The following is a 22,511-nucleotide window of genomic DNA, read 5'->3' on the forward strand; positions in this document are numbered from 1 at the left end:
CGGCTCCGGCCCGCATCGCCCGCGGCCTCCGGCGAGGGCCGTGTGGCGGGGTGGCTCAGCCGATGGCGGCGGCGTCGGGGCCGTTGAGGGCGAGTTCCAGCAGGGTTTCGAGGGCCGGGCGCAGGGCGGCTTCGGCGGGGGCGGCGAGGGCGAGGCGGACGGCATCGGGGGCGTGTCCGGGGCCGGCAGCGAACTCGGCGGCGGGGGAAACGGCGACGCGGCGGCGGGCGGCGGCGGCCACGAAGGTCTCGGCGTGCCAAGGGGCGGGCAGTTCGAGCCAGAGGTGATAGGCGCGCGGGTCGCCGCGCAGGGAAAGGCCGGCGCCGCCGAGGAGGCTGCGCGCCAGGGCGTTGCGGCGGCGGGCGTCCTGGCGCTTGCGGCGGACAAGCTCCCCGACGCTGTCATCCTCCATCCAGGCGGTGGCGGCGGCGAGAGTGAAGCCCTGCGCTACCCAGCCGCCGACGCGCAGGGCGGCGGCGAGGCGAGGGCGCAGGGCGGGCGGGGCGGTGAGGATGCCCAGGGTCATGCCGGGGGCGACGCGCTTGGAGAGGCTGTCCACCAGGACGACGCGTTCCGGCGCATGGGCGGCCAGGGGCGGCAGGATGTCCTCCGCGAGGAAGCCATAGACGGAGTCCTCCACCACCAGGATGTCCAGGCTGCGGCAGAGGGCCGCGATCTCCCGACGGCGGGCCTCCGGCATGCTGGGGCCGAGCGGGTTGTGCAGGTCCGGCTGCAGGTAGAGCAGGCGCAGGGGATGGGCGGCATGAGCGGCGGCCAGGGCATCGGGGCGCAGGCCCTGCGCGTCCATGGCAATGGGGACGGGGGCGAGGCCGAGGCGAAGGGCGATGCCCTTGGCGAGCGGATAGGTCATGGCCTCCAGCCCCAGCCGCTCGCCGGGGGCGATGAGGGCGGTGAAGCAGGCGGAGAGGGCCTGCTGGCCGCGCCCGGCGAAGAGCAGGGAATCGGGGTCCGGCGCCCAGCCGGTTCGGGCGAGGAGACGGGCGGTGGCAGCGCGGGCGGCGGCGTCACCGGCGGCGGCGCCATGGGAAAGCAGGGGTTGCAGCGCCTCCGGCCCCGACAGGCGGGCGAGGGCGGGGGCGAGGAGGGCGCCCTGCTCGGGGAGGACGGAGAAGTTCACCTCCAGGTCGGTGATGGCGTCGGCATGAGTTTCGCGCGCCGGAAGGCCGGGCGGGGCGGGGGTGGCGCGCAGGAAGGTGCCGCGCCCGACCTCGCCCACCGCGATGCCGCGCCGGATGAGCTCGGCATAGACGCGGGAGGCGGTGGAGGGGGCGATGCCCTGGCGGTGGGCGTAGTCGCGGCTGGGGGGCAGGCGTTCGCCCGGCTGGCGGCGGCCGGCGGCGAGGTCCGCCGCAAGGTCATGGGCGAAGCGGTCGGCAAGGTCGCGGAAGTCGGTCACCGGAATATTGTACCGAGAACAATTGCGCGGTTGAAGGGTAAATCGGTGGCGTGCCAGAAAGTCATTCAGTGCAATTTGGTGCGATTCTCAGATGTTCGGAGCAATTTTCGGGGTTGATCGGAGCAATCCGCCCTTTGACGGCCTGCCCGGGGCCTCAGCCTGGAGTGCGGTGGGACGGGCGATCGCGCGGCTTGCCGTCTGGCACCGCAACGCCGCGACGCGGCGGGTGCTGCGGGAGCTTCCGGAGCGGGAACTGGCCGATATCGGCCTGACGCCCATGGATGCGGCGATGGAGGCGAGCCGGCCCTTCTGGGATGGTTCCGCCGGGATCGTCGCCGAACGGGCGCGCCGGTCATGAGCGGCGGGCGCTATCGCTTCGTGACGGTGGATGTCTTCGCCTCGGAGCGCTACGCGGGCAATCCGCTGGCGGTGCTGCCGGATGCGGCGGGGCTGGACGGAGCGGCGATGCAGCGCATCGCGCGGGAGTTCAACCTGTCCGAGACGGCCTTCGTGCTGCCGCCGGAGCAGGCCGGGCACCAGGCCAGGGTGCGGATCTTCACGCCGGCGCGGGAGATGCCCTTTGCCGGGCATCCGAATATCGGCACGGGATTCGTGCTGGCTTCGGAGGTTGCGGCGCGGGGCGAGGCGGTGCCGGAGGCGATGGTCTTCGAGGAGATTGCCGGGCTGGTGCCGGTGCGGCCGCTGCTGCGGGACGGCGCGGTGGCCGGGGCTTCGCTGGAGGCGCCGCAGGCCCTGTCGCGCCTCGGCACCTGTGGCGCGGCGGAGGTGGCGGCCTGTCTATCGCTGCGGGCGGAGGATGTGGTGGTGGCGGGCCATGCGCCGCAGGTCGTCTCGGTGGGCACGCCTTTCCTGGTGGTGGAACTGGCGGGACTGGGGGCGCTGGGGCGCATCCGGCCGGACCCGCTGGCCTGGAGCGGGACGCTGCCGCGCGACGGGGCCGGGTCGATCTATGCCTATGTGCGGATGGCGGAAGGCGGGCTGCGTTCGCGCATGTTCACGCGCGAGCTGTATGAGGACCCGGCGACGGGAAGCGCCACGGCGACGGTGGCGGCCCTGCTGCTCGACCTGTCCGGGGAGGAACGGCTGGCGCTGCCGGTGCGGCAGGGGGTGGAGATGGGGCGGTCGAGCCTGTTGCGGGCGTGGGCCTGGCGTGAGGGCGGGACCGTCCGTGCCGGGGTAGCGGGGGACTGCGCGAGGGTGATGGAGGGGTGGCTGCTGGCCTGAAGCGAGCGGCGTGGGCCTGTGCGATGTTGCCGTAAGATTGCCGAGTGTTTAAGTGGCGGCGTGGCGGGCGGTGGCGCCCGGCGGGATTCCGGCCGGGCCGTTTCGGCCGCGAGGGGAGCGATTAAACGCCGATGAGTCTGGATTGGTTGTTGGCCCTCGGGCAGGTGTTGTTGATCGACCTGGTTCTGGCCGGCGACAACGCGATCGTGGTGGGCATGGCGGCGGCCGGGCTGCCGCCGGACCAGCGGCGCAAGGCGATCCTGTGGGGCATCGGCGCCGCGACGATCATGCGGATCGGCTTCGCGGCGATCACCACGCAGCTCCTGGCGATCGTCGGGCTGACGCTGATGGGCGGCCTGCTGCTGCTCTGGGTCTGCTGGAAGATGTACCGCGAGCTGCGGGCGGGGCATGAGCAGGATGCCGGGGCCGAGGCCGCGCATGAGGCGGTGTCCGGCCATGCGGGTGCCGCGCCGGGGGCGCCGCGCAAGACGCTGGGCCAGGCGATCATCCAGATCCTGGTCGCGGATGTGTCCATGAGCCTCGACAACGTGCTGGCGGTGGCCGGCGCGGCGAAGGAGCATCTGGACGTGCTGGTGATCGGCCTTGCCATCTCGGTGGTGCTGATGGGCGTGGCGGCGACCTTCATCGCGAAGATGCTGGAGCGGTTCCGCTGGATCGCCTGGGTCGGGTTGCTGGTGATCCTCTACGTGGCACTGAACATGATCTACGAGGGTTGGCACGAGGTCGGGCCGCATGTCTCGGCCTGGTTCGGCGGGGGCGCCGCCACGCGGTGAGGCCACGAGGCCGGGGGGGGCATGATGCCCCGGCCGGCGGGGCTCCGGCGGCGGAGTCCGGGATGGGTTCGAGGGGCGGGATGCCGGTGCATCCCGCCCTTTTCCGTTCCTGGCGGCTTCCGTACCCAAGGGGGGCTAACCGAGGGGAGGGTGTGATCCTTGCCGGCCGTTCATGCGGAGAAGCGCCGGAAAAGGCCCGGAGATGACGCCGTCGGAGCAGGACGGGACCGGCGGATGCCGCGGAAGCGGCCATGCCGCCTTGATTCGGCGCGGCTTTCTGCCCCCGGGTACATTCCAGGCCGCATGGAACCGGTCTAGCTTCGCCGTCATCTGGGAAGGGCGCTGCACCTCGCCGGGAGGGCTCCCGCACGCGTCCGGTGAGGAAATGCGGATATGGAATCGCTGACCGGGATGCTGCCCGGGCTGCTGGAGATCATCTGGCTCAACATCATCCTGTCCGGCGACAACGCGGTGGTGATCGGACTGGCGGCGGCGGGGCTGCCGGCGCACCAGCGCGCCAAGGCGGTGCTGTTCGGCGTCATCGCGGCGGCGGTGCTGCGGATCGTCTTCTCGGTCTTCGCCACGCTGCTGCTGTCGCTGTGGTGGATCGACCTGCTCGGCGGCGCGGCGCTGCTCTACATCGCCTGGAACTTCTGGCGGGAGCTGCGCAGCAAGGACGAGGAGGAGGAAGGGCACGGCAAGGCCGCCGAGAAGACGATCTGGCAGGCGCTGTGGCAGATCATCCTGGCCGACGTGTCGATGAGCCTGGACAACGTGCTGGCCGTGGCGGCGGTGGCGCGCAACGACCTGCCGCTGCTGGTCGTCGGGCTGCTGATTTCCATCATCATGATGGGCGTGCTGGGCGGGCTGCTGGCCAAGCTGCTCGATCGCTGGCGGTGGGTCGCCTATCTGGGCGTCTTCCTGATCCTCTATGTGGGCCTGCAACTGATCTGGGAGGGCCTTGTGTCGGCCAATCTCGTCTTGAACCTCGGACTGCCGCTGCCCGTTCCGGCGGAGGGGCATTCGTGAGCCGGGTGCTGCCGAAGGCGCTGCGGGCGGGGGGCCTCGCGCTGGCGCTGCTGGCCGGGGCCTGTGCCCAGTCGGGCGGGGGCGATCCGGATTCGGTCGAGGCGGGTTCCCCCCGCCCGGCCATGGCGGAGGTGCTGGCGCGGCTTCCGCCGCAGGCGGCGGGGATGCTGCGGGGCGGGAACGTGGCCGCCCCCGCGCTGGGCGCCGATGCGCGGACGGTGGACTATGCCACGCCCTCGCGCACCGTGGCGGCGCAGGTCACGCTCTATGACCGGGGCCCGGGTGCCATCAGCGGTGCGGCGGTGGAGGCGGAGCTGGCCTCGCTGGTGCGGGAATCCACCTCCATCGATGCCGAGGTGACGGGGCGCAGCTTCCGCGAGGTGTCGCGCAGCCAGGTGCCGCTGGCCAATGGCGGGCCGCTGCGCTGCGCGCTGCTGGAAGGACGGCTGGGGCGCACCCGGATCGAGCGGCATCTCTGCGTCGGCACGGTGGGCGGGCGCTTCCTGCGGACGCAGTTGACGATGGCGGCGGACGGGGGCGCGTCCAGCGTGGACGCACCACGCTTCGCGCGCGAGGTCGGCGCGGCGCTGCGGGCCGGAGGCTCCTCGCGGAGCTGAGGGCGGCCCGTTTTCAGAGCAGTCCTTCCTGGCGGAAGGACAGTGTGCGGTCGCAGCCGACGATCAGGTGGTCGTGGACGAGGATGCCCAGCGCCGTGGTGGCGGCGCGGATCGCCGTGGTCGTCGCCAGGTCGGCGCGGGAAGGGGTCGGGTCGCCGCTGGGGTGGTTGTGGACCAGGATCACGGCAGCGGCGCCGAGTTCCAGGGCGCGGCGGACGATTTCGCGCGGATAGGCGGGGGCGTGGTCCAGCGTGCCGCGCGCCTGGGCCTCGTCGGCCAGGAGGCGGTTGCGGCTGTCGAGGAAGAGGATGCGGAACTGCTCCACATCCTCCCAGGACAGGGCGGCCGAGAGATAGGCGGTGAGGCGCGGCCAGTTGTCCAGGACGGGCCCCTGGCGGGCCTCCTGCGCCAATAGGCGCAGGGCGGCGGCGCGGGCGAGGCGGAGGGAGGCCAGCACGGCATCGCCGACGCCGGGGATGGCGCGCAGCTCGGCCTCGGGGGCGGTGATGGCGCGGGCGAAGCTGCCGAAGCGGGCAAGCAGGGCCTTGGCCAGGGGCTTGGTGTCGCCGCGCGGCAGGGCGGCGAAGAGCAGGAGTTCCAGCAGCTCGTAGTCGGGCATGGCCTCGGCGCCGCCGCGCAGGAATCGCTGGCGCAGGCGGCGGCGGTGCCCCTCCGGACCCTCCGGCGGCATGGCCGGCGGCCGGTCCGGCGGAGGTGGGAGGTCGAGCAGCGAGGACTGGCCGGGGGAGGGACCAGGAGGCTGCCCAAGGGGGCGCCCTTGGGATGGACCGGGGGTGCGGCCGGTACGGGCTGTGATCTTGCGCGCGATGGGGGCGAACCGAATGATTTTTTCGCCTTTAAGTTGAGCATAACTGGCTTTGTTTCGCCAATGTGCTTTTCTCGGCTATCGCGTTTTGCCGCAAACGCTGAGGGTTCCGCCGGGCGGTGGAGACCCGTTTGACGACCTGTTTCCGGCTTGGCGCGGCCCTTCCCGTGTCATCTGACATATCACAGAGCAAAAGAGTCTTGACGCTACCGGGGCGGTGAAGGAAAGCAGAAGCCAAGTGCCCGGCAAGAAGGGTTTCCCGCCTGGGAAATTGCCGCGCAGGAGGAACGGAACATGGGCAGCAAACCGCCCGGGCAGGGCTTGGCACCCGCCGGAAATTACAGATGGTTCATTATCGGTTTACTTTTCGTCATCACGACGATCAACTACATGGACCGCAACCTGCTGGCGGTGCTGAAGCCGACCATCCAGGGTGAACTCCACTTCAACGAGAGCGAGTACGGCAACATCGTCTTCGCCTTCAGCATGGCCTATGCGGCCGGCTATGCGGGGATGGGTGCCTTCACCGACAAGGTGGGCGTGCGCTGGGGGCTGGCGGTGGCCGCGATGATCTGGTCTGCGGCCTCGGCCTCGCACGGGCTGGTGACCTCGGTGAGCGGCTTCATCCTGGCCCGCGTCATGCTGGGGCTGGGCGAGGGCGGCAACTTCCCGACCTGCATCAAGTCGGTGGCGACCTGGTTTCCGGTGCGCGACCGGGCGCTGGCCACGGGCATCTTCAATTCCGGCAGCAATATCGGCGGGCTGCTGGCGCCGCTGATCGCGGCTTTCGTCACCGTGCACTGGGGCTGGCAGACGGCGTTCTACATCACCGGCCTGGTGGGCTTCGTCTGGGTGGCGGTGTGGCTCGCGACCTACCGGGCGCCGGAGGAGCACCCGAAGGTGAACCCGGCGGAGCTGCGCTATATCCAGAGCGACCACGAGGTGGCGCCGCCGTCGCGGAAAGTGCCCTGGTCGCACCTGCTGCGCTATCCGGGCACCTGGGTCTATCTGGTGGGCGGCATCCTGACCAACCCCGTCTGGTGGTTCTACAACAACTGGGTGCCGAGCTTCCTGTTCTCGAAGTTCCACGTGAACCTGATGGCGCTGGGCCTGCCGCTGGTGGTGATCTACCTGATGACGGATGTGGGCTCGATCGGCGGCGGCTGGCTGTCGGGGCGGCTGATGCGTTCGGGCTTCGGGGTGTTCACGGCGCGCAAGATGGCGCTGCTGGTCTGCGCGCTCTGCACCGTGCCGGTCTTCCTGGCGCCGATGACGGAGCAGATCTGGGTGGCGGTGCTGCTGATCGGCCTGGCCATGGCGGCGCACCAGGGCTTCTCGGCCAACCTGTTCACGCTGGTTTCCGACACCATGCCGAAGGAGGCGGTGGCCGGGGCGGTCGGGCTGGGCGGCTGCATCAGCTCGATCCTGGGCGGCTTCTCGGCCGTGGTGGTGGGGCATGTGCTGGATGCCACGAACAACAACTACACGCTGGTCTTCTTCGTGGGCGCCGGGGCCTATGTGGTCGCGGTGACGCTGATCCACTTCATGCTGCCGAAGGACAAGGCGGTGAGCCTGGACGCGGCGCGCGCCCGGGTCTGAAGGCGGGGGGCATCCCCCCGGGTCGTCGTGCTCGTGGCCCCGGGGGAGCCCCCGTTCCCCCATCCGCCAGGAGCCGGTGGCTCCTGGAGCTGCCTGTGGTTGGCTTCTGTCGCGGCTGGGCGGACCGAATGGATCAGCGCGCGGCCGGGCTGGCCTCGTAGCGGAAGGTGCCGCAGAGCCCGGGGCTGTCGGTCCCCGTGGGTGGGGTCGTGCCGGAAAAGGCGGCCAGGCTGCGGGGGGCGGTGTCGCCCGCGAATTTCCGGGGTGTCCACAGGACGATGTAGGTCACGGGGACCGGTGTCCTGCCGCCGCAGAGGCGGTTGCCGTTCAGCAGGATGGGGTCGGCCGGGCTGGCGACGCGGTAGCGCGTGGCGGCGACCGGGCTGCCTTCCGCCCGGAAGCGCGGCAGGGCGGTGGGCTGGGACAGGATGAGGGCGTGGCCGCCGGCGAAGGTGATCCGGTCCGGTGTGACCGTGATGTCGCCGGTGATGGAGGCGGCGGTGTTGCTGATGGCCTGCCATTGCCGCCCGGCCGGGTCGGCCCGGCCCGTGGCGCAGAGGATCGGCAGGACCAGCAGTGCGGGAAGCAAGTGTCGGTGCATCGGCTTCGTCCCTGGCGGTGACCGGGGGGAGGGTAGCCGATGCGGGGTGGCCGTGTCCCCCCGGCGGCAGGCCCTAGCGCCCTGCGGCGGGGCCGGTGGCGGGGGTGAGGGGGACGATGGTGCCCGGCTTGTCGATGCCGGCGAGGCTGTCGGGCGAGAGGGATTCGATCGGGGTGGATGGACCGCGAGCGGTGGCTGGCGGGGGAATGGCCGCCACCTGCGGCAGGGCGACGTCCTGCCAACCGCCGCCCAGCGCCTTGTAGAGCGAGACGAGGTCCGAGGTCAGGGAAAGCGTGGCCTGGAGGCGCTGCTGCCGTGCCTGGACGAGGCTGCGCTGGGTGTCGAGCACGTCGATGAAGTTGGAGAGGCCGCTGTTGTAGCGGCTGCGGGCCAGGGAAAGGGCGGTCTCGGCGGAGCGGACCGACTGGTCGAGGCTTTCGAGCTGGGCGCGGTCGGTGCGGTAGGCGACGAGGCTGTCCTCGACCTCCCCCAGGGCGTTCAGCACGGCGCCGCGATAGGCCAGCGCGGCCTCGGCCTGCTGCGCGCGGGCGGTGCGGAGGTTCGCGGTGAGGCGGCCGCCCTGGAAGATCGGCAGGGAGATGCTGGGGCCGAAGGAATAGAAGTGGTTCGACCAGTTGGTGAGCGAGCTGGCTTCCAGCCCACGGGCGCCCAGGCTGCCGGTCAGCGAGATGTCCGGGTAGAAATTCGCCACCGCGACGCCGACGCCGGCGGTGGCGGCGTGCAGCCGGGCCTCGGCCTGCCGGATGTCGGGGCGGCGGCGGGCCAGGGAAGCGGGCAGGCCGACCGGCACGGCGGGGGGCGTAGGCGGAATGGGGCGGGCCATCTCCAGTTCCGCATCCAGGGCGCCGGGGGGCTGGCCGGTGAGGATGGCGAGGCGGTTCATCGCCTGGCGGACCTGCCGCTCATAGGTGGGGAGCTGGGCGCGGAGGGTGAAGAGCTGGGTGCGCTGGTTCTCCACGTCCAGCTCGGTGACGAGGCCCTGGCGGCGCTGGCGCTGGGTCAGGTCCAGGATGTCCTGGGCGGTCTGGACGTTCTCGCGCTGTGACTGGGCCAGGGCCTGGGCGCCGCGCAGCCCGGCATAGGCCTGGACCACCTCCGCCTGGAGGGTGACGAGGGCGTCGTTGACGGCCTCGGCCTGCGCCTGGGTCTGGGCCTGGCTCTGCTCCACCGAGCGGCGGACGCGGCCGAAGAGGTCGAGTTCCCAGGAGGCGTCGAAGCCCGCCTGGAAGAGGTCGACCGGGCCGTTCAGCTTGTCGATCAGGGTGTCGCCGGCGGAGGCGGCCTCGCCGCCCAGCCCGTCGAGGCGCTGGGCCAATCCGCTGCGGCGGATGGTGCCCTGCAGGCCGAGCTGCTGACGGGTGTAGCTGCCGGTGCCGTTCAGGCTGGGCAGGCCGGCGGCGCGGGCGGCGGCCTCGCTCTGGCGGGCCTGGACGACGCGCAGCACGGCCTGTTGCAGGTCGAGGTTGCCGCTGACCGCGCGTTCCACCAGCGAGGTGAGGATCGGGTCGTTGAAGCCTGTCCACCAGTGCGGGTCCGGATCGGCGCGCAGGGTGACGGCCTGGGTGGGCGCGCGGGTGGCGTCGTTCCAGGCCGGTGGGGCTTCCGCCTTGGGCGGGGTGAAGTCGGGGCCCACGGTGCAGCCGGCGAGGAGCGAGAGAGCCAGGGGGAGGGCAAGCGGGGCGGCCGTCAGGCGGGGGGTCCGCCGGGGGACGGCCTGACCGGGCACGGGGCGGGGAGGGCGTGTGGGATGCATGGGGCTCAGTGGGCTCCGCCGCCGCCCTGGACCTTCACGCCCGACAGCATCAGGGCGAAGGGGACGATGCAGGCGGCGATGGCGGCGGTGATGATGAAGACGTCGGAATAGGCGAGGATCGCGGTCTGGGTGCGGAGCTGCTGGAACATCCAGCCCTCCGCCTGCTGCATGGCCTCGGCCGCGGGGATGCCGTGGCTGATCATCGCGCCCTGCACCTGCTGCATGGTCGTGTTGAAGGGCTCGTGCAGCGGCGTCAGGTACTGGACCAGATGGGCCTGCCGGATCTGCTGGTGGTCGGTGATCAGCGCGGTGGAGACCGAGATGCCGGTGGAGCCCAGCACGTTGCGGAACATGGAGAAGAGCGCGGTGGCGTCGCCGTTCAGCTCGCGCGGCAGGGTGGCGTAGGCGATGGTGCTGATCGGCACGAAGAGGAAGGCGAGGCCGACGGTCTGCGAGGCGCGGATGATGACCAGGCTACGGAAGCTGAGGTCCGGGGTGAGGTGGCTGGAGTACCAGAAGGAGGTGGCGAGGCAGAGGCCGCCGAAGGCGATCAGCCACTTGGCCGGGATGAAGCCCATCAGCCGGCCGGAGATGGGGATCAGCATCACCAGCAGCACGGCGCCGGGTGCCAGGACGAGGCCGGACCAGGTGGCGGTGTAGCCGAGCTGCTGCTGCGCGAGCTGGGGGATCATCACCGCGCTGCCGTAGAGGGCGAAGCCCATCACCGAGATCAGGACGCAGCCCAGGGTGAAGTTGCGGTCGCGGAAGACGCGCAGGTTCACCATCGGGCGCTTGGCATAGGCGAACCAGTAGGCGCCGCCGACCCAGCCGGTGATGGCGGCCAGGGCCGAGATCCGGATGAAGTTGGAGTCGAGCCAGTCGTAGTTCTCGCCGCGGTCCATGGCGAGCTCCAGGCCGCCCAGGGCGAGCACGATGAAGCCGAGGCCGATGAAGTCGAAGCGCGGGGTGGTCTTGCGTTCCTCGGCCACATGCGGCGGGTCCTCCACCACCGTGAGGACGCCGAAGACGGCGATGAGGCCGATGGGCACGTTGATCAGGAAGATCCAGTGCCAGGAATAGGTGTCGGTGAGGTAGCCGCCGACGACGGGGCCCAGGATGGGGGCCACGATGATGGCCAGCGCGGTGACGGCGAAGGCGGTGCCGCGCTTCTCCGGCGGGAAGGTGTCGAGGATGATGGCCTGCTGCGTCGGCTGCAGGCCGCCGCCGAAGAAGCCCTGCAGCGCGCGGCAGACGAGGAGTTGCCAGAATTCCTGCGAGATGCCGCAGGCGAGCGAGGCGACGGTGAAGGCGGCGAGGCAGATGGTGAAGTAGCGCTTCCGCCCCAGCCAGCGGCTGAGATAGCCGGAGATGGTGAGCACGATGCCGTTGGCGACGAGATAGGTGGTGAGCGCCCAGGTGCTCTCGTCGTTGGAGACGGACATGCTGCCGGCGATGTGCGGCAGGGAGACGTTGACGATGGTGGTGTCGAGCACCTCCATGAAGGCGCCCATGGTGACGACCAGCGTCACCAGCCAGGGATTGTAGCTGGGCTTCCAGTCGCCGCCGGATTTCGCCGCGCTGCCGCTCATGCCCGGATGCCTCCTCCCGGCGCGTCCGTCCCGCCGGGGCTCATTCCAGCGTCACCGTGGGGACGACGGAGAGGCCGAGGGGCATGGGCATGTCGGCGGGCAGGCCGCTGTCGATGACGATCTTCACCGGCACGCGGCGGACGATCTTCACGAAGTTGCCGGTGGCGTTCTCGGCCGGGAAGGTGCTGAAGCGGGCGCCGCTGCCCATCTGGATGCTGTCCACATGGCCGTGCAGCTCCAGGCCGGGGAAGGCGTCCACCTCGATCGCCACGCGCTGGCCGGGGCGCATGCCGTCGAGCTGGTTCTCCTTGAAGTTGGCGACGACCCAGACCTCGGGCGTGACCAGCGACATGACGGACTGGCCCTGTTGCAGGAAGCCGCCCTGTTCCACGTTGCGGCGCGTGACGCGGCCGTCCTGCGGGGCGCGGATCTCGGTGTAGGAGAGGGTGACCTCGGCCTGGGCGAGGTTGGCCTTGGCCTCGTCGATCTGGGCCCGGCGCTGGCGGACGGCGGCCTCGGCCTGGTCGATGTTCTGCTGCGCCAGATTGGCGATCTGGAGCTGCGCCTGGGCCTGGTTCACCTGGGCGGTGGCGGATTGCAGCGTGGCGGTGGCGGTGTCGATGTTGGTCTGGGTGGTGGCGCGCGGGTCCACCGAGCGCTGGCGGCGGTAGTCCGACTGCGCCTGGGTCTGGCTGGCGCGGGCGGCGGAAAGCTGGGCCTCGGCGCTCTTCTGTTCCGCGGGGAAGCGGGTGCGGGCGATGTCGAGGTCGATCTCGGCGCTGTGGAGCTGGGCCTCGGCGAGTTCCAGGTTGGCCGCGGCCTGGTCGCGGCGGGCGATGTAGTCGCGCGGGTCGATGCGCAGGATCACGTCGCCGGCATGGACGAACTGGTTGTCCCGGACGCGCAGCTCGGTGACGTAGCCCGAGACCTGGGGCGCGATGGTGATGGCGCGGCCCTCGGTATAGGCATCGTCGGTGGAGGCGAGGTTGCGCGTCGTCCACCAGTACCAGGTGCCGCCGATGATGGCGATGAGGAGCAGGACGCCGCCGATGATCAGCGGCAGGCGGTTGGTCTTCTGCTTCCCGTCGTCCTTGTCCTTGCCTTTCTGCGGCGCCGGGTCCTTGCGTTCCTCGCTGCCATCCGGCTTGCCGTTGCCGCCATTCTCGTCCGGGCGGTCACGCCGGATGCGGGCGCGGCCACGGGCGGGTTCCTCCAGGTGGCTGGCCCGGACGTGCTGGGGATCGGCCGGATGCGTGAGGGGATGCGAGCCATCCTGTTGCCGGTCAACCACGAACTACCTCGTTGCTCAGGTCCATGCGCGCCCGATTCCGGCCGTATGGGAGGCCGGTGGTGCGCTGCGGAATTACATACCGTCGAGAATGTATGACAGACACTCTTCGTTGATTTTCATTGCCGGCTGTTTAACCGGGCATGTGCCGCCTACCCGGCCGGCGGGGGGCGTTCCGCCGGATTTTCGGGATTCCGGGGCGTTTTCAGGTCTGTCTTCAGGGGGCCGCCCCGGAAGGAGGCGAGCAAGGCCCGCGCCAGTTGCAGGCCTTCCTCGCTCAGGCGGTAGACCTCCGGCTCGCGCAGCCAGAGCTGCATCATGCCCCGGATCTGCACGAAGAGGGCGTCGGCGGCGGTGTCCGGCGTCCAGGGCGGGGCGAGGGGGTGGCGCCTAGCGGCGAGGTGCAGGAGTTCGCGGAACTTGGCGCGCAGATCCTCGTCCGCCTTCTGCAGCCGGTGCAGGGCGGGGGCCATCTCGTCCACGTATTCGCAGCGCTGGTAGAAGATGGTGAGGAGGCGGCGGCGGCGCTCGTCCCGCTCGAACTGCCGCTTGGTGTCGGCCATGACGGTGTCGAGCTCTTCCAGCGGGTCGAGCTCGGGATTCTCGGCGAGGCGGGTGACCAGGTCCTCGTGCGGCAGTTCGGCACGCTCGTTCAGGGTGAGGAAGAGATCGAGCTTGTCGCGGAAGTGCCAGTAGATGGCACCACGGGTGACGCCAGCGACGCGGGCGACTTCCTCCAGTGTGGAGCGGGCCACGCCGCGTTCGTAGAAGACCTTCTCGGCGGCGTCGAGGATCGCCTCGCGCGTCTGCTCTGCCTGAGCCTTTGTATGCCTTGCCACTCCCCCGCCCATCCGCTGCCCGTGCTTACAACCGCGCATGTATGCTGATGGGGGAGATTATGCCAGCATTAAGCACCATGCACAGGCCGCATGGGGGCGCGAAAGAGTATTCTGTTCTCCCTTTCATCTTCCGGTCCGGAAAAGGGCGGGGATCAGTCCTGGGTGAGGGGGCCCGCGGGGACGGGGTGGAAGCGGCCTTCGGCCTCGTCCAGCGCGCTGAGGGTGCCGTCGGCCACGTCGAACCAGACGCCGTGCAGGCTGATCTGGCCGGCGGCCTCGCGTTCCGCCAGCCAGGGGAAGGTGCGGAGGTTGCGCAGGGACTGGCGGATGGCGGCGTGTTCCATGGCGCGCTGGTCGTCCAGCGGGTCCACGCCGTCGCAGCGCAGGACGTGGTCGCGGGCGGGGGCGATCAGGTCCATCCAGCGGGCGACGAAGTCGCCATGCGCCGCGTCCACATGGTCGCGCTGGTTGGTGCGGAAGGCGTTGATGCCGCCGCAGGAGGCATGGCCCAGGACGACGACGTGCTCGACCTCCAGCGACCGGACGGCGAACTCGATGGCGGCCGAGGTGCCGTGGTAGTTGGCGTCGGGCTGGTAAGGGGGGACGAGGTTCGCGACGTTGCGGACCACCACCATCTCGCCGGCATCGGCGTCGAAGACGACCTCCGGCGCGACGCGGCTGTCCACGCAGGCGATCATCAGGATACGCGGGTGCTGGCCGGCCTCGGCAAGCTGGGCGTAGTGGTGCCGCTCGCGCCGGAAGCGCGTGTAGCGGAAGCCGCGGTAGCCCTCCACCAGCCGGGAGGGCAGGGGGGAAGACGGGGCGGGGGCGGAGGGCTTCGTCTGGCCGGACATGCTGGCGGGGTTCAGGCGGGCAGCGCGTAGGGCGGCTTGTGCAGCCCGGCGGGGGAATAGGTGAAGACCTCGCAGCCCGTGGCGGTGACGCCGAGCATGTGCTCGAACTGGGCCGAAAGGGAGCGGTCGCGGGTCACGGCGGTCCAGCCGTCGTCGAGCACCTTCACCTCCGGACGGCCGGCATTCACCATCGGCTCGATGGTGAAGAACATGCCTTCCTTGAGCTTCGGGCCTTCGCCGGGGCGGCCGAAATGCAGGATGTTGGGCGGGGCGTGGAAGGTGCGGCCGACGCCGTGGCCGCAGAAGTCGCGCACCACGGAGAAGCGCTGCTTCTCCACATAGCTCTGGATGGCGTGGCCGATGTCGCCGAGGGTGGCGCCGGGCTTCACCGCGGCGATGCCGCGCAACAGGCTTTCATGCGTCACGTCCATCAGCAGCGCGGCCTTCCGGCTCGGCTCCCCCGCCACGTACATGCGGGAGGTGTCGCCGTACCAGCCGTCGAGGATGGGGGTGACATCGATGTTGAGGATGTCGCCCTCCACCAGCCGCCGGTCGCCGGGGATGCCGTGGCAGACGACGTGGTTGATGGAGATGCAGGAGCTTTTCGGATAGCCGCGGTAGCCCAGCGTCGCCGGGACGGCGCCGTGATCGAGCATGAAGTCGTGCAGCAGCTTGTCCAGGGCCTCCGTGGTGATGCCGGGCACCACGTGGGGTGTGATCATGTCCAGGCAGGCGGCCGCGAGCTGCCCCGCCTTGCGCATGCCCTCGAAATCCTCCGGCCCATGCAGCGGTATCCGCCGCGCCTCGCCCGCTGACTGTTCCATGAAGGCGAAAATGCGGCGGCGGCGCGTGGCTTGCAAGGCTTGGGCATGCGGCGCAAGGGAGGATTGCGCTGGTGTCGGGATTCCGCGTTGCCGGATACCGGGGGGAGGCGGGCGGGACCGGTCCGGGCGCCCCCGCCCCTTCTCCTGGGGCCGTGGCCTCCGGATGTCGCGGCACGGGGGGCGGCAAGGGGAGGAATGTGCATGGCGGCAGGCGGGCGCGCGGAGACGGGGGCCGGGGGCGGCGGGGTGCCGGAGCGGCCTGCCATCGGCGGCGGCGCGGGGCAGGAGGCCGGCAAGGCGGCCGCCCGGCGCGGCTGGGTGGACGATCCGCGCTTCACCGCGGCGATCGTGGCCAGCGCGCTGATCATGCAGAACCTGGACAGCAGCGTGATCGCGACGGCGCTGCCGGCCATGGCGCGGGACCTGGGCAGCGAGCCGCTGCATCTTTCGGCGGCGATCACCTCCTATCTCGTGGCGCTGACGGTCTTCGTGCCGGTAAGCGGCTGGGTGGCCGACCGGTACGGGGCGAAGCGCGTGTTCCTGTGGGCGATCGCGGTCTTTGTCGCCTCCTCCGCGGCCTGCGGCATGGCGCAGGGGCTGACGGAGCTGATCCTGGCGCGGGTGGTGCAGGGCATCGGGGGCGCGATGATGGTGCCGGTGGCGCGGCTGCTGCTGCTGCGCCGGGTGACCAAGGAGGAGATCGTGCGGGCCACCACTTGGCTGACCATGCCGGGGCTGCTGGGGCCGATCATGGGACCGCCGCTGGGGGGCTTCCTGACCGACCAGCTTTCCTGGCGCTGGGTGTTCTGGATCAACCTGCCGATCGGGCTGCTGGGGCTGTTCCTGGCCTGGCGCTTCATCAATGCGCCGGAGCAGGAACGGCCGCCGAAGCTGGACGTGTCGGGGATCACGCTGGTGGGGCTGTCGCTCGCCTGCCTGATGTTCGGCTTCGAGACGGTGGGGCGCGGGGTGGTGGAGCCCGTCTGGAGCTGGGCGGCGCTGGCGGCGGGCGCCGGGCTGGTGGTGTGGGCGGTCCGGCACTGCCTGCGGGCGGAGCATCCGGCGCTGGACCTGAGCCTGCTGCGTATCCCGGCCTTCCAGGTGACGGTGACGGCGGGGACGATGTTCCGCGTCGGGGCGGGGGCGATCCCCTTCCTGGTGCCGCTGGCGATCCAGCTCGGCTTCGGAGCCTCGGCCACCACCTCGGGGCTGATCACGCTGGCCTCGGCGCTGGGGGCCTTCGGCATGAAGCCGCTGATCCACCGGGTGCTGCGCTGGCTGGGCTATCGCGGCACGCTGGTCTGGAACACGGTGATGCAGGGGGCGATCATCCTGCTGCTGGCGACGCTCTCGCCCGGCTGGCCGCTCTGGGGGGTGTTCATCCTGCTGGCGGTGAACGGGATCTTCCGCTCGCTGCACTTCACCTCGCTGAACTCGCTCGCCTATGCGGAGGTGCCGCAGAAGGCGCTGTCGGCGGCGACCAGCCTCTATTCCACGGCGCAGCAGCTTTCCATGGCGCTGGGCGTGGTGATGGGCTCCTCGGTGCTGGCGGCCTCCACGGCGCTGCATGGGCATGGGGAGCCGGCGCTGGGGGATTTCTCGCTCGCCTTCATCGCGGTGGCGGTGGTGGTGCTGGCCTCGCTGCCGCTCTGTCTGCGCCTGCCGCGGGATGCGGGCGAGGCCGTGTCGGGTTACCGGCGGCGCGGAGGGTAGGCGTTGCTCGCGGCGGTTGGGGAGGCGGGCCAGGCTGGTCCGGAAAGAGTGGGATGATCCCGGGCGGTGATGCCCGAATGCCGTCGCGATTGTCGCGATTTTTGTTATCGTATCATTAGAACAATGATAAACTTGCGGTTGTAGGCATCCCATCCCACTGGATCTTTTGCGGCGGACTTGGCCGGCTGCGGAGACCGTCGTTTGCGAGCCATCTCATCAGCCGGACCGATGGATGTTTTCCACCGCAGCAGAATTCCGCTCAGCCTTCCTGGCCGCTCTCCGGAGAGGCGAGGTGTCACCGCATCTTCAGCCCATCATCGCGTTGCGGGATGGTGCCATCGCCGGTTTCGAGGTGCTCGCGCGCTGGCATGATCCGTTGCGGGGGGCCATCAGCCCCGGGCAGTTCATCCCCTGGGCCAGCGAGGCGGGGCTGCTGGGGCCTTTGCTGGAGAGCCTCATGCGGGGATGCTTCGCCGCGGCCGGGGAGTGGCCCTCTTCCTGTTTCCTGGCCTTCAACGTTTCGGCGGAGCAGTTGCGGGAGCCGGATCTTCCCGACCAGATCGGCCGGCTCGCGGCGCAGCATGGCTTTCCGCTCGACCGCCTGCATATCGAGATCACCGAGACCGCGCTGATCGACGATACCGCGGCCGCCGGCGCCGTGCTGGAGCGGCTGGTCCGGATGGGATGTCCCATCTCGATGGACGATTTCGGCACCGGCTATTCCAGCCTCACCTGGCTGCGGACGCTGCCTTTCTCGAAGATCAAGATCGATACCAGCTTCACGCTCACCATGGGGGAGGCGAAGGAGAGCCGGAAGATCGTGGCCGCCGTGGTCGGGCTGGGGCAGAGCCTGGGCCTGGACGTGGTCGCCGAGGGGGTCGAGACGGTCGCTCAGGCGGAACTGCTGCGGCGCATCGGCTGTCCCTATGCGCAGGGATATCTGTTCGGGCGGCCGATGCCGCTCGCGCAGGTGCCCGGGCTGTTGCGGGACCATGTCCGCGTCGAGTTTCGGACCGGGCTGGAAAGGATGTCGCTGGAGCAGCGGGCCGGCCAGATCTCCGCCCTGTACCGCTCCCGGCAGACCTCGATCGGCTTCCTGACGCCGGATTTCAGGGTGGTGGAGGCCAGCGCGACCTTCGCCGAGCGGGTGGGCGTGCCGCTGGCCGATCTGATCGGCATGTCGGTCCGGGATTTCGCGCCGGGCAGCGACGAGCGTATCGAGTGGCTGCATTCCTTCAGGGTCCGGGGATTGCCCTACCCGTCCTTCGAACTGGCCCTGCCCGGCGGGCGAACGGATCTTGTCGTGCTCGACCGTGCCGAGGACGAGGTGGGGGAGTTGCTGGGCTATTCCGTCCTGGGGATCGACATCACCGACCGCAGGAAGGCCGAGGAAGCCCTGCGCGAGAGCGAGGAGTATCTCCGGATCACGGCGGCGCTCAGCCCGCGCATCGCCTGGCAGGCGGATAACCAGGGCCGGCTGATGAGGATCGACGCCCGCCATGCCGAGGCGATCGGCCTGCCTGTCGAGGAACTGCTCGATTTCCGCTGGATGGAAAGGCTGCATCCGGACGACCGGGACAGGACCCTGGCCGACTGGCAGCGCTGCATCACGACCGGCGGGATACACGACAATGAAGGCCGCTTCAGGATGAACGACGGCGCCTATCGCTGGGTTCGTGCCTATGTCGTGCCGCAGAAGGATGCGGAGGGCAACGTTCTGCGGTGGTTCGGGCAGGTCGAGGATATCGATGCCCGCAAGCGGCGGGAGATTGCGTCGGAAGAGGCGGTGCGCCGGCTCCATGCCATCACCGAGAGCAGCGTGAATCTGATCTGGGCGGCACCGCCGGATGGAGGGGTGATCGAGTTCGGCCCACGGGTCGGCCGGCTGTTCGCCCCCTTCGGCACGGGTCTCTGCAGGGCGGGCTGGCGGGAGGTGGCGCATCCGGAGCATGGCGCCATCGCCGAGGAGCGTTGGCGGGCCAGCCTTCGCGACGGCACGCCCTATGACATCGATTTCCGGCTGGGCCTGCGGGGTGCCGAGGATCTCTGGGTCCGCGTGCAGGGGGCGCCATACCGCGACCGGCAGGGCGGGATCGAGATCTGGCACGGCACGATGATCCTGCTCGCGCCGCATCGCGAGCCTGCGGGACCGAGGGTGTCATGCCCGGGTTTGCGCGAGGTGTTCGCCGGGCATCTGGCCGCCGCCGGGCCGTTGGAGGAAGCCGGGCCGTGCCGGGGCGGTTCGCCACCCTGGTCCTGAGAGTTCCGGGGCGTTCCGTCCTCAGCGATCCTCGCGGCAGATCAGTGCGCCGCAGGCGTCGAGCCGGACGCGGTGGTGCCGGAGACCGGCGTTGCTCCGCCAGAGCGGCTTCGCCGGCATGTCCGATGGCAGGTCGAGTTCCTGTGGCGCCTGGCCCAGGTTGAAGACGCAGAGCAGGGATTCCTCCGCGCTTTGACGGCGGAAGCAGATCAAGGGCTCGGGCGCCGCGACCTGCGTGAGGGCGCCGTGGACCAGCGCCGGGTGGTTGCGGCGGAAGCGCAGGAAGTGCCGCCAGGCGTTCAGGGTGGAGGCGGGGTCCCGGCGTTGGGCCTCGGCGGCGAGGGGGCGGTGGGCTTCCGGCATGGGTAGCCAGGGTGTCGCGCCGGAGAAGCCCAGATTCGGCGCGTCCTGCCGCCAGGGCATGGGGGTGCGGCTGCCGTCGCGGCCCTTGTAGTCGGGCCAGAAGGCGATGCCGAAGGGGTCGCGCAGGTCCTCCTGGCGGAGCTCCGCCTCGGGCAGGCCGAGTTCCTCGCCCTGGTAGATGCAGACGCTGCCGCGCATGGTGAGCAGCATGGCCATCAGCAGGCGGAGGAATTCCAGGCCGGGCTGGCCGGGTCGGCCGCCGATCGGGCTCCAGCGCGAGGCGACGCGCTCCACGTCATGGTTGCTGAAAGACCAGCAGGGCCAGCCCTCCTGGTGCTCCGTCATCCAGTGCAGGGTGGAGGCGACGGTCTCGTGGGTGAGGTTCCCCTTCATGAAGCGCAGCGTATAGGCCATGTCGAACATGCCCGGCGCGGTGTAGCGGCGCAGGCGGTCGAAGGCGCCGTCCTGGCTGGAGATCTCGGCCAGGGTGGCGGTGCCGGGGTATTCGTCCTGCAGGCCGCGGATGCGGGCGATGACCTCCAGCGTGCGGGGATGCAGCAGGTCGTGCTGGTGCCGTTGCATGCCGAAGGGCTTGGCCGGGATGGGCTGGCCGGGGCGGTGGGTGGCCGGATTGTCGCGCAGATCGGGGTCGTGGCACATCCAGTCCACGGCATCGAGGCGGAAGCCGTCCACGCCGCGGTCCAGCCAGAAGCGGCCGGTCTGCAGGAGGGCTTCCACCACCTCCTCGTTGTGGAGGTTGAAGGCGGGCTGGCTGCCGAGGAAATGGTGCAGGTAGTACTGCCGGCGCCGGGGTTCCCAGCTCCAGGCCGGGCCGCCGAAGACGGAAAGCCAGTTGGTGGGCGCGGTGCCGTCGGGGGACGGGTCGGCCCAGACGTACCAGTCGGCCTTCGGGTTGTGGCGGGAGGCGCGGCTTTCCTGGAACCAGGGGTGCCGGTTGCTGGAATGGGACCAGACCTGGTCCATCAGCACCCGCAGGCCGAGCCGGTGGGCGCGGGCGAGGACGCGGTCGAAATCGGCCAGCGTGCCGAAGAGCGGATCGACGTCGCAGTAGTCGGAAACGTCGTAGCCGTAGTCCTCCTGCGGCGAGCGCTGGAAGGGGGAGATCCAGAGGGCGTCGGCGCCGAGATCGGCGATGTGGCCGAGGCGGTCGTGCAGGCCGGGCAGGTCGCCGATGCCGTCGCCGTTCCCGTCGGCGAAGCTGCGGGGATAGACCTGATAGATAACGGCACCGCGCCACCATTCGGCCTTGGCGGCGGAGGGGGAGAGGAAGCGCCCGGACCGCGACGGGCGAAGGGAGGCGTTATCGAAGCCAGCGGTGACGTGATTCAACAGGTCGTCCTTCGGGCCCGGCCGGCGCGAGAAAGGTCTGGTTGCCAGACGTCACGGTTGTTCTAGGGACCGGAATCCAGGCTGGTCAACGCTCTTATCACGATCGCGTGATCATTGTTGGGGAGGCGGAATGCCTGCCCTCCCTGCCAGAGGAAACGGAAAATTCCCTCGCTTTCAGCACTCTGACCCTTCGCTGCGGGGTGGAGGCGGAAAGGAGTACCGCAGGGGGCCGGGGTCAGCGGGGCGGGACAGGCCGGGCTCCGGGCGGGGCGGGTGAGGCGGTTGCGGCCGGAGGCCCCCGCCGATGGTGTCCGGGGCCGTTTCGGCGCGGTGCCGCGTGGGCGGCACAGGAAGGGCGCGATGGGTGCCGCGGGCCAGGGCCGCCAGGAAGCTGCCGGGCCAGAAACCGTGTTCCGTCATGGGGGAGGCTTCTGGCCTGTCCCTCCGGGTGGCGGATGTGACGGCGGATACGGCGCGGGCCGTCATGGCGCTCCGGACGCCGGGTCTGGGGAGGAGGCCTGTGCTTCCGGGTGGTGCGGCGGCTGGTGCACCCTGGGGCGCGCCAGCCGCCGGGCGGGGTCAGCCGGGCTGGTTCCGGAGCTTCTCGGCCTCGGCGTAGAAGCGCTTCTCCCAGGCGTTCTGGTTCTCCAGCCCTTCGCGGATGAAGGGGGTGAAGGGGGCGAGGTTGAGGAGGAGCCAGTTCACCAGGCTCGCGGGGAAGCGCAGCGGCTTCACGAAGTCCACGAAGAGAACGACGCGGGTCCGGTCCGTGTGGTTCCAGGCCTCGTGCTCATAGGCGTCGTCGAAGATGAGGGCCTTGCCTTCCTGCCAATGGCAGACCTGCTTGTCCACGCGGATGGCGAGCTGGTCGTCCCTCGATTCCGGCACGATCAGGCCAAGATGCAGGCGCAGCACGCCGTTGTAGGGGCCGCGATGGGGCGGCAGGTGCTTGCCCGGCTCGAAGATCGAGAACATCGCGGTCTTGAGGCCGGGGATCTTCTGCACGATGCGCCAGGTCTCGGGGCACTGCTCGATGTTCTGCTTCGAGGAGAGGCCGTAGCCGGTGAGGAAGAAGGTCTTCCAGGCGCGGTCCGTGCTGATGGTGCGGACATCGGCGGAGAGCTCGTGGAAGCCGGGGAGGTCTTCCTGGCGCAGGAGGACGCGGTCGAGCTCCTTGCGGATGGCGGGCCATTCGCGCTCGATCTCCGCCGCCCAGGGGAAGGTGGCGTTGCTGTAGACGGGCGGGTTGCCGACCTTGGTGTGGCGGAGGTTCAGCCGTTCCGCCCAGGCGACGATGGACATGAAGAAGCGTGTCGTGCGGCTGGGCCGGTCCATCGCGGCCATGCCTTCGGTGCCGAAGGTCTGCTGGGGGGAGGTGGCCGCGGCGGGGGGCTTGGTCGTGGTGTGGTTCATGACGTGTCTTGTCCTCCTGCGCGGCGGGTCAGCCAAGTTCCCCGGGGGCGGCGGTGTGGCGGGGCGAATCCCCGAACGCGGAATAGGCGCGCGCAGGTTACAACCCTATGACGGTG

Annotated in this window: 19 protein-coding genes; 8 read left to right on the forward strand and 11 right to left on the reverse strand. The window is 70.3% G+C overall.

Annotated features, from left to right (window positions below):
• Window positions 1-55 precede the first annotated feature (55 nt).
• Entirely contained in the window at window positions 56-1,417 is a 1,362-nt protein-coding gene (locus RGI145_RS03410) for an aminotransferase-like domain-containing protein (RefSeq protein WP_075797239.1), read from the reverse strand.
• Window positions 1,418-1,586: 169 nt separating this feature from the next.
• Here RGI145_RS03410 and RGI145_RS03415 point away from each other — a divergent pair, with 169 nt between their 5' ends.
• The 5 genes from RGI145_RS03415 (at window position 1,587) to RGI145_RS03435 (ending at window position 5,102) form a co-directional block, all read left to right on the forward strand.
• The gene (locus tag RGI145_RS03415) at window positions 1,587-1,775 is read left to right on the forward strand and encodes a DUF1127 domain-containing protein (RefSeq protein WP_075797240.1); all 189 of its coding nucleotides are present in this window, start codon (window positions 1,587-1,589) and stop codon (window positions 1,773-1,775) included.
• Entirely contained in the window at window positions 1,772-2,662 is an 891-nt protein-coding gene (locus RGI145_RS03420) for a PhzF family phenazine biosynthesis protein (RefSeq protein WP_075797241.1), read from the forward strand. The genes RGI145_RS03415 and RGI145_RS03420 overlap by 4 nt, the downstream gene beginning before the upstream one ends.
• A gap of 131 nt (window positions 2,663-2,793) precedes the next feature.
• Entirely contained in the window at window positions 2,794-3,456 is a 663-nt protein-coding gene (locus RGI145_RS03425; protein WP_075797242.1) for a TerC family protein, read from the forward strand.
• A gap of 393 nt (window positions 3,457-3,849) precedes the next feature.
• Window positions 3,850-4,485, forward strand: coding sequence for a TerC family protein (locus RGI145_RS03430; protein ID WP_075797243.1), 636 nt, complete (start codon window positions 3,850-3,852; stop codon window positions 4,483-4,485).
• Window positions 4,482-5,102, forward strand: a complete 621-nt coding sequence (locus RGI145_RS03435; RefSeq protein WP_075797244.1) for a hypothetical protein — start codon at window positions 4,482-4,484, stop codon at window positions 5,100-5,102. The genes RGI145_RS03430 and RGI145_RS03435 overlap by 4 nt, the downstream gene beginning before the upstream one ends.
• A gap of 13 nt (window positions 5,103-5,115) precedes the next feature.
• Here the strand turns inward: RGI145_RS03435 and radC are convergent, their stop codons facing one another.
• The gene (gene radC / locus RGI145_RS03440) at window positions 5,116-5,793 is read right to left on the reverse strand and encodes a RadC family protein (protein WP_156878419.1); all 678 of its coding nucleotides are present in this window, start codon (window positions 5,791-5,793) and stop codon (window positions 5,116-5,118) included.
• Window positions 5,794-6,222: 429 nt separating this feature from the next.
• On the opposite strand from radC, the gene RGI145_RS03445 reads away from it, so the two are divergent.
• The gene (locus RGI145_RS03445; RefSeq protein WP_075797246.1) at window positions 6,223-7,527 is read left to right on the forward strand and encodes an MFS transporter; all 1,305 of its coding nucleotides are present in this window, start codon (window positions 6,223-6,225) and stop codon (window positions 7,525-7,527) included.
• A gap of 133 nt (window positions 7,528-7,660) precedes the next feature.
• On the opposite strand, the gene RGI145_RS03450 is transcribed toward RGI145_RS03445, so the two are convergent.
• The 7 genes from RGI145_RS03450 to map form a co-directional block, all read right to left on the reverse strand.
• Complete coding sequence (locus tag RGI145_RS03450; RefSeq protein ID WP_156878420.1) at window positions 7,661-8,128, reverse strand: hypothetical protein; 468 nt, start codon at window positions 8,126-8,128, stop codon at window positions 7,661-7,663.
• A 73-nt stretch (window positions 8,129-8,201) separates the two neighbouring features.
• Entirely contained in the window at window positions 8,202-9,902 is a 1,701-nt protein-coding gene (locus tag RGI145_RS03460; protein WP_083670347.1) for an efflux transporter outer membrane subunit, read from the reverse strand.
• A gap of 5 nt (window positions 9,903-9,907) precedes the next feature.
• Window positions 9,908-11,491, reverse strand: a complete 1,584-nt coding sequence (locus RGI145_RS03465; RefSeq protein WP_075797249.1) for a DHA2 family efflux MFS transporter permease subunit — start codon at window positions 11,489-11,491, stop codon at window positions 9,908-9,910.
• Between the two features lie 40 nt (window positions 11,492-11,531).
• Complete coding sequence (locus RGI145_RS03470) at window positions 11,532-12,782, reverse strand: HlyD family secretion protein (RefSeq protein WP_083670349.1); 1,251 nt, start codon at window positions 12,780-12,782, stop codon at window positions 11,532-11,534.
• A gap of 149 nt (window positions 12,783-12,931) precedes the next feature.
• Window positions 12,932-13,618, reverse strand: a complete 687-nt coding sequence (locus tag RGI145_RS03475; RefSeq protein ID WP_167668224.1) for a TetR family transcriptional regulator — start codon at window positions 13,616-13,618, stop codon at window positions 12,932-12,934.
• A 152-nt stretch (window positions 13,619-13,770) separates the two neighbouring features.
• Entirely contained in the window at window positions 13,771-14,472 is a 702-nt protein-coding gene (locus tag RGI145_RS03480; RefSeq protein ID WP_075797251.1) for a carbonic anhydrase, read from the reverse strand.
• 11 nt (window positions 14,473-14,483) lie between these two features.
• A complete protein-coding gene (map, locus tag RGI145_RS03485; protein ID WP_075799796.1) occupies window positions 14,484-15,296 on the reverse strand; it encodes a type I methionyl aminopeptidase in 813 nt (270 codons plus the stop codon).
• 201 nt (window positions 15,297-15,497) lie between these two features.
• Here map and RGI145_RS03490 point away from each other — a divergent pair, with 201 nt between their 5' ends.
• Both RGI145_RS03490 and RGI145_RS24915 read left to right on the forward strand, forming a co-directional pair.
• Entirely contained in the window at window positions 15,498-17,009 is a 1,512-nt protein-coding gene (locus tag RGI145_RS03490) for an MDR family MFS transporter (RefSeq protein WP_237183193.1), read from the forward strand.
• 292 nt (window positions 17,010-17,301) lie between these two features.
• On the forward strand, window positions 17,302-19,269 hold the full coding sequence (locus tag RGI145_RS24915) for an EAL domain-containing protein (protein WP_208863919.1): 1,968 nt from the start codon (window positions 17,302-17,304) through the stop codon (window positions 19,267-19,269).
• A gap of 21 nt (window positions 19,270-19,290) precedes the next feature.
• Here RGI145_RS24915 and RGI145_RS03500 read toward each other — a convergent pair whose 3' ends face one another.
• Both RGI145_RS03500 and olsC read right to left on the reverse strand, forming a co-directional pair.
• Window positions 19,291-20,982, reverse strand: a complete 1,692-nt coding sequence (locus tag RGI145_RS03500) for an alpha-amylase family glycosyl hydrolase (protein WP_075797253.1) — start codon at window positions 20,980-20,982, stop codon at window positions 19,291-19,293.
• Between the two features lie 579 nt (window positions 20,983-21,561).
• Window positions 21,562-22,395 carry an ornithine lipid ester-linked acyl 2-hydroxylase OlsC gene (olsC, locus tag RGI145_RS03505; protein WP_075797254.1) on the reverse strand — a complete coding sequence of 278 codons (834 nt, stop codon included), beginning with the start codon at window positions 22,393-22,395 and terminating at the stop codon, window positions 21,562-21,564.
• Window positions 22,396-22,511: the final 116 nt, after the last annotated feature.

This window comes from Roseomonas gilardii (assembly GCF_001941945.1).
Classification (GTDB): domain Bacteria; phylum Pseudomonadota; class Alphaproteobacteria; order Acetobacterales; family Acetobacteraceae; genus Roseomonas.

Excerpts from the sequence above, each read along its gene's own strand:
- RGI145_RS03420 (WP_075797241.1), top strand. The coding sequence starts at position 1,772 with ATGAGCGGCGGGCGCTATCGCTTCGTGACGGTGGATGTCTTCGCCTCG.
- RGI145_RS03425 (WP_075797242.1), top strand. The coding sequence starts at position 2,794 with ATGAGTCTGGATTGGTTGTTGGCCCTCGGGCAGGTGTTGTTGATCGAC.
- RGI145_RS03430 (WP_075797243.1), top strand. The coding sequence starts at position 3,850 with ATGGAATCGCTGACCGGGATGCTGCCCGGGCTGCTGGAGATCATCTGG.
- radC (WP_156878419.1), bottom strand. The coding sequence starts at position 5,793 with ATGCCGCCGGAGGGTCCGGAGGGGCACCGCCGCCGCCTGCGCCAGCGA.
- RGI145_RS03445 (WP_075797246.1), top strand. The coding sequence starts at position 6,223 with ATGGGCAGCAAACCGCCCGGGCAGGGCTTGGCACCCGCCGGAAATTAC.
- RGI145_RS03450 (WP_156878420.1), bottom strand. The coding sequence starts at position 8,128 with ATGCACCGACACTTGCTTCCCGCACTGCTGGTCCTGCCGATCCTCTGC.
- RGI145_RS03460 (WP_083670347.1), bottom strand. The coding sequence starts at position 9,902 with ATGCATCCCACACGCCCTCCCCGCCCCGTGCCCGGTCAGGCCGTCCCC.
- RGI145_RS03465 (WP_075797249.1), bottom strand. The coding sequence starts at position 11,491 with ATGAGCGGCAGCGCGGCGAAATCCGGCGGCGACTGGAAGCCCAGCTAC.
- RGI145_RS03480 (WP_075797251.1), bottom strand. The coding sequence starts at position 14,472 with ATGTCCGGCCAGACGAAGCCCTCCGCCCCCGCCCCGTCTTCCCCCCTG.
- map (WP_075799796.1), bottom strand. The coding sequence starts at position 15,296 with ATGGAACAGTCAGCGGGCGAGGCGCGGCGGATACCGCTGCATGGGCCG.
- RGI145_RS03490 (WP_237183193.1), top strand. The coding sequence starts at position 15,498 with ATGGCGGCAGGCGGGCGCGCGGAGACGGGGGCCGGGGGCGGCGGGGTG.
- olsC (WP_075797254.1), bottom strand. The coding sequence starts at position 22,395 with ATGAACCACACCACGACCAAGCCCCCCGCCGCGGCCACCTCCCCCCAG.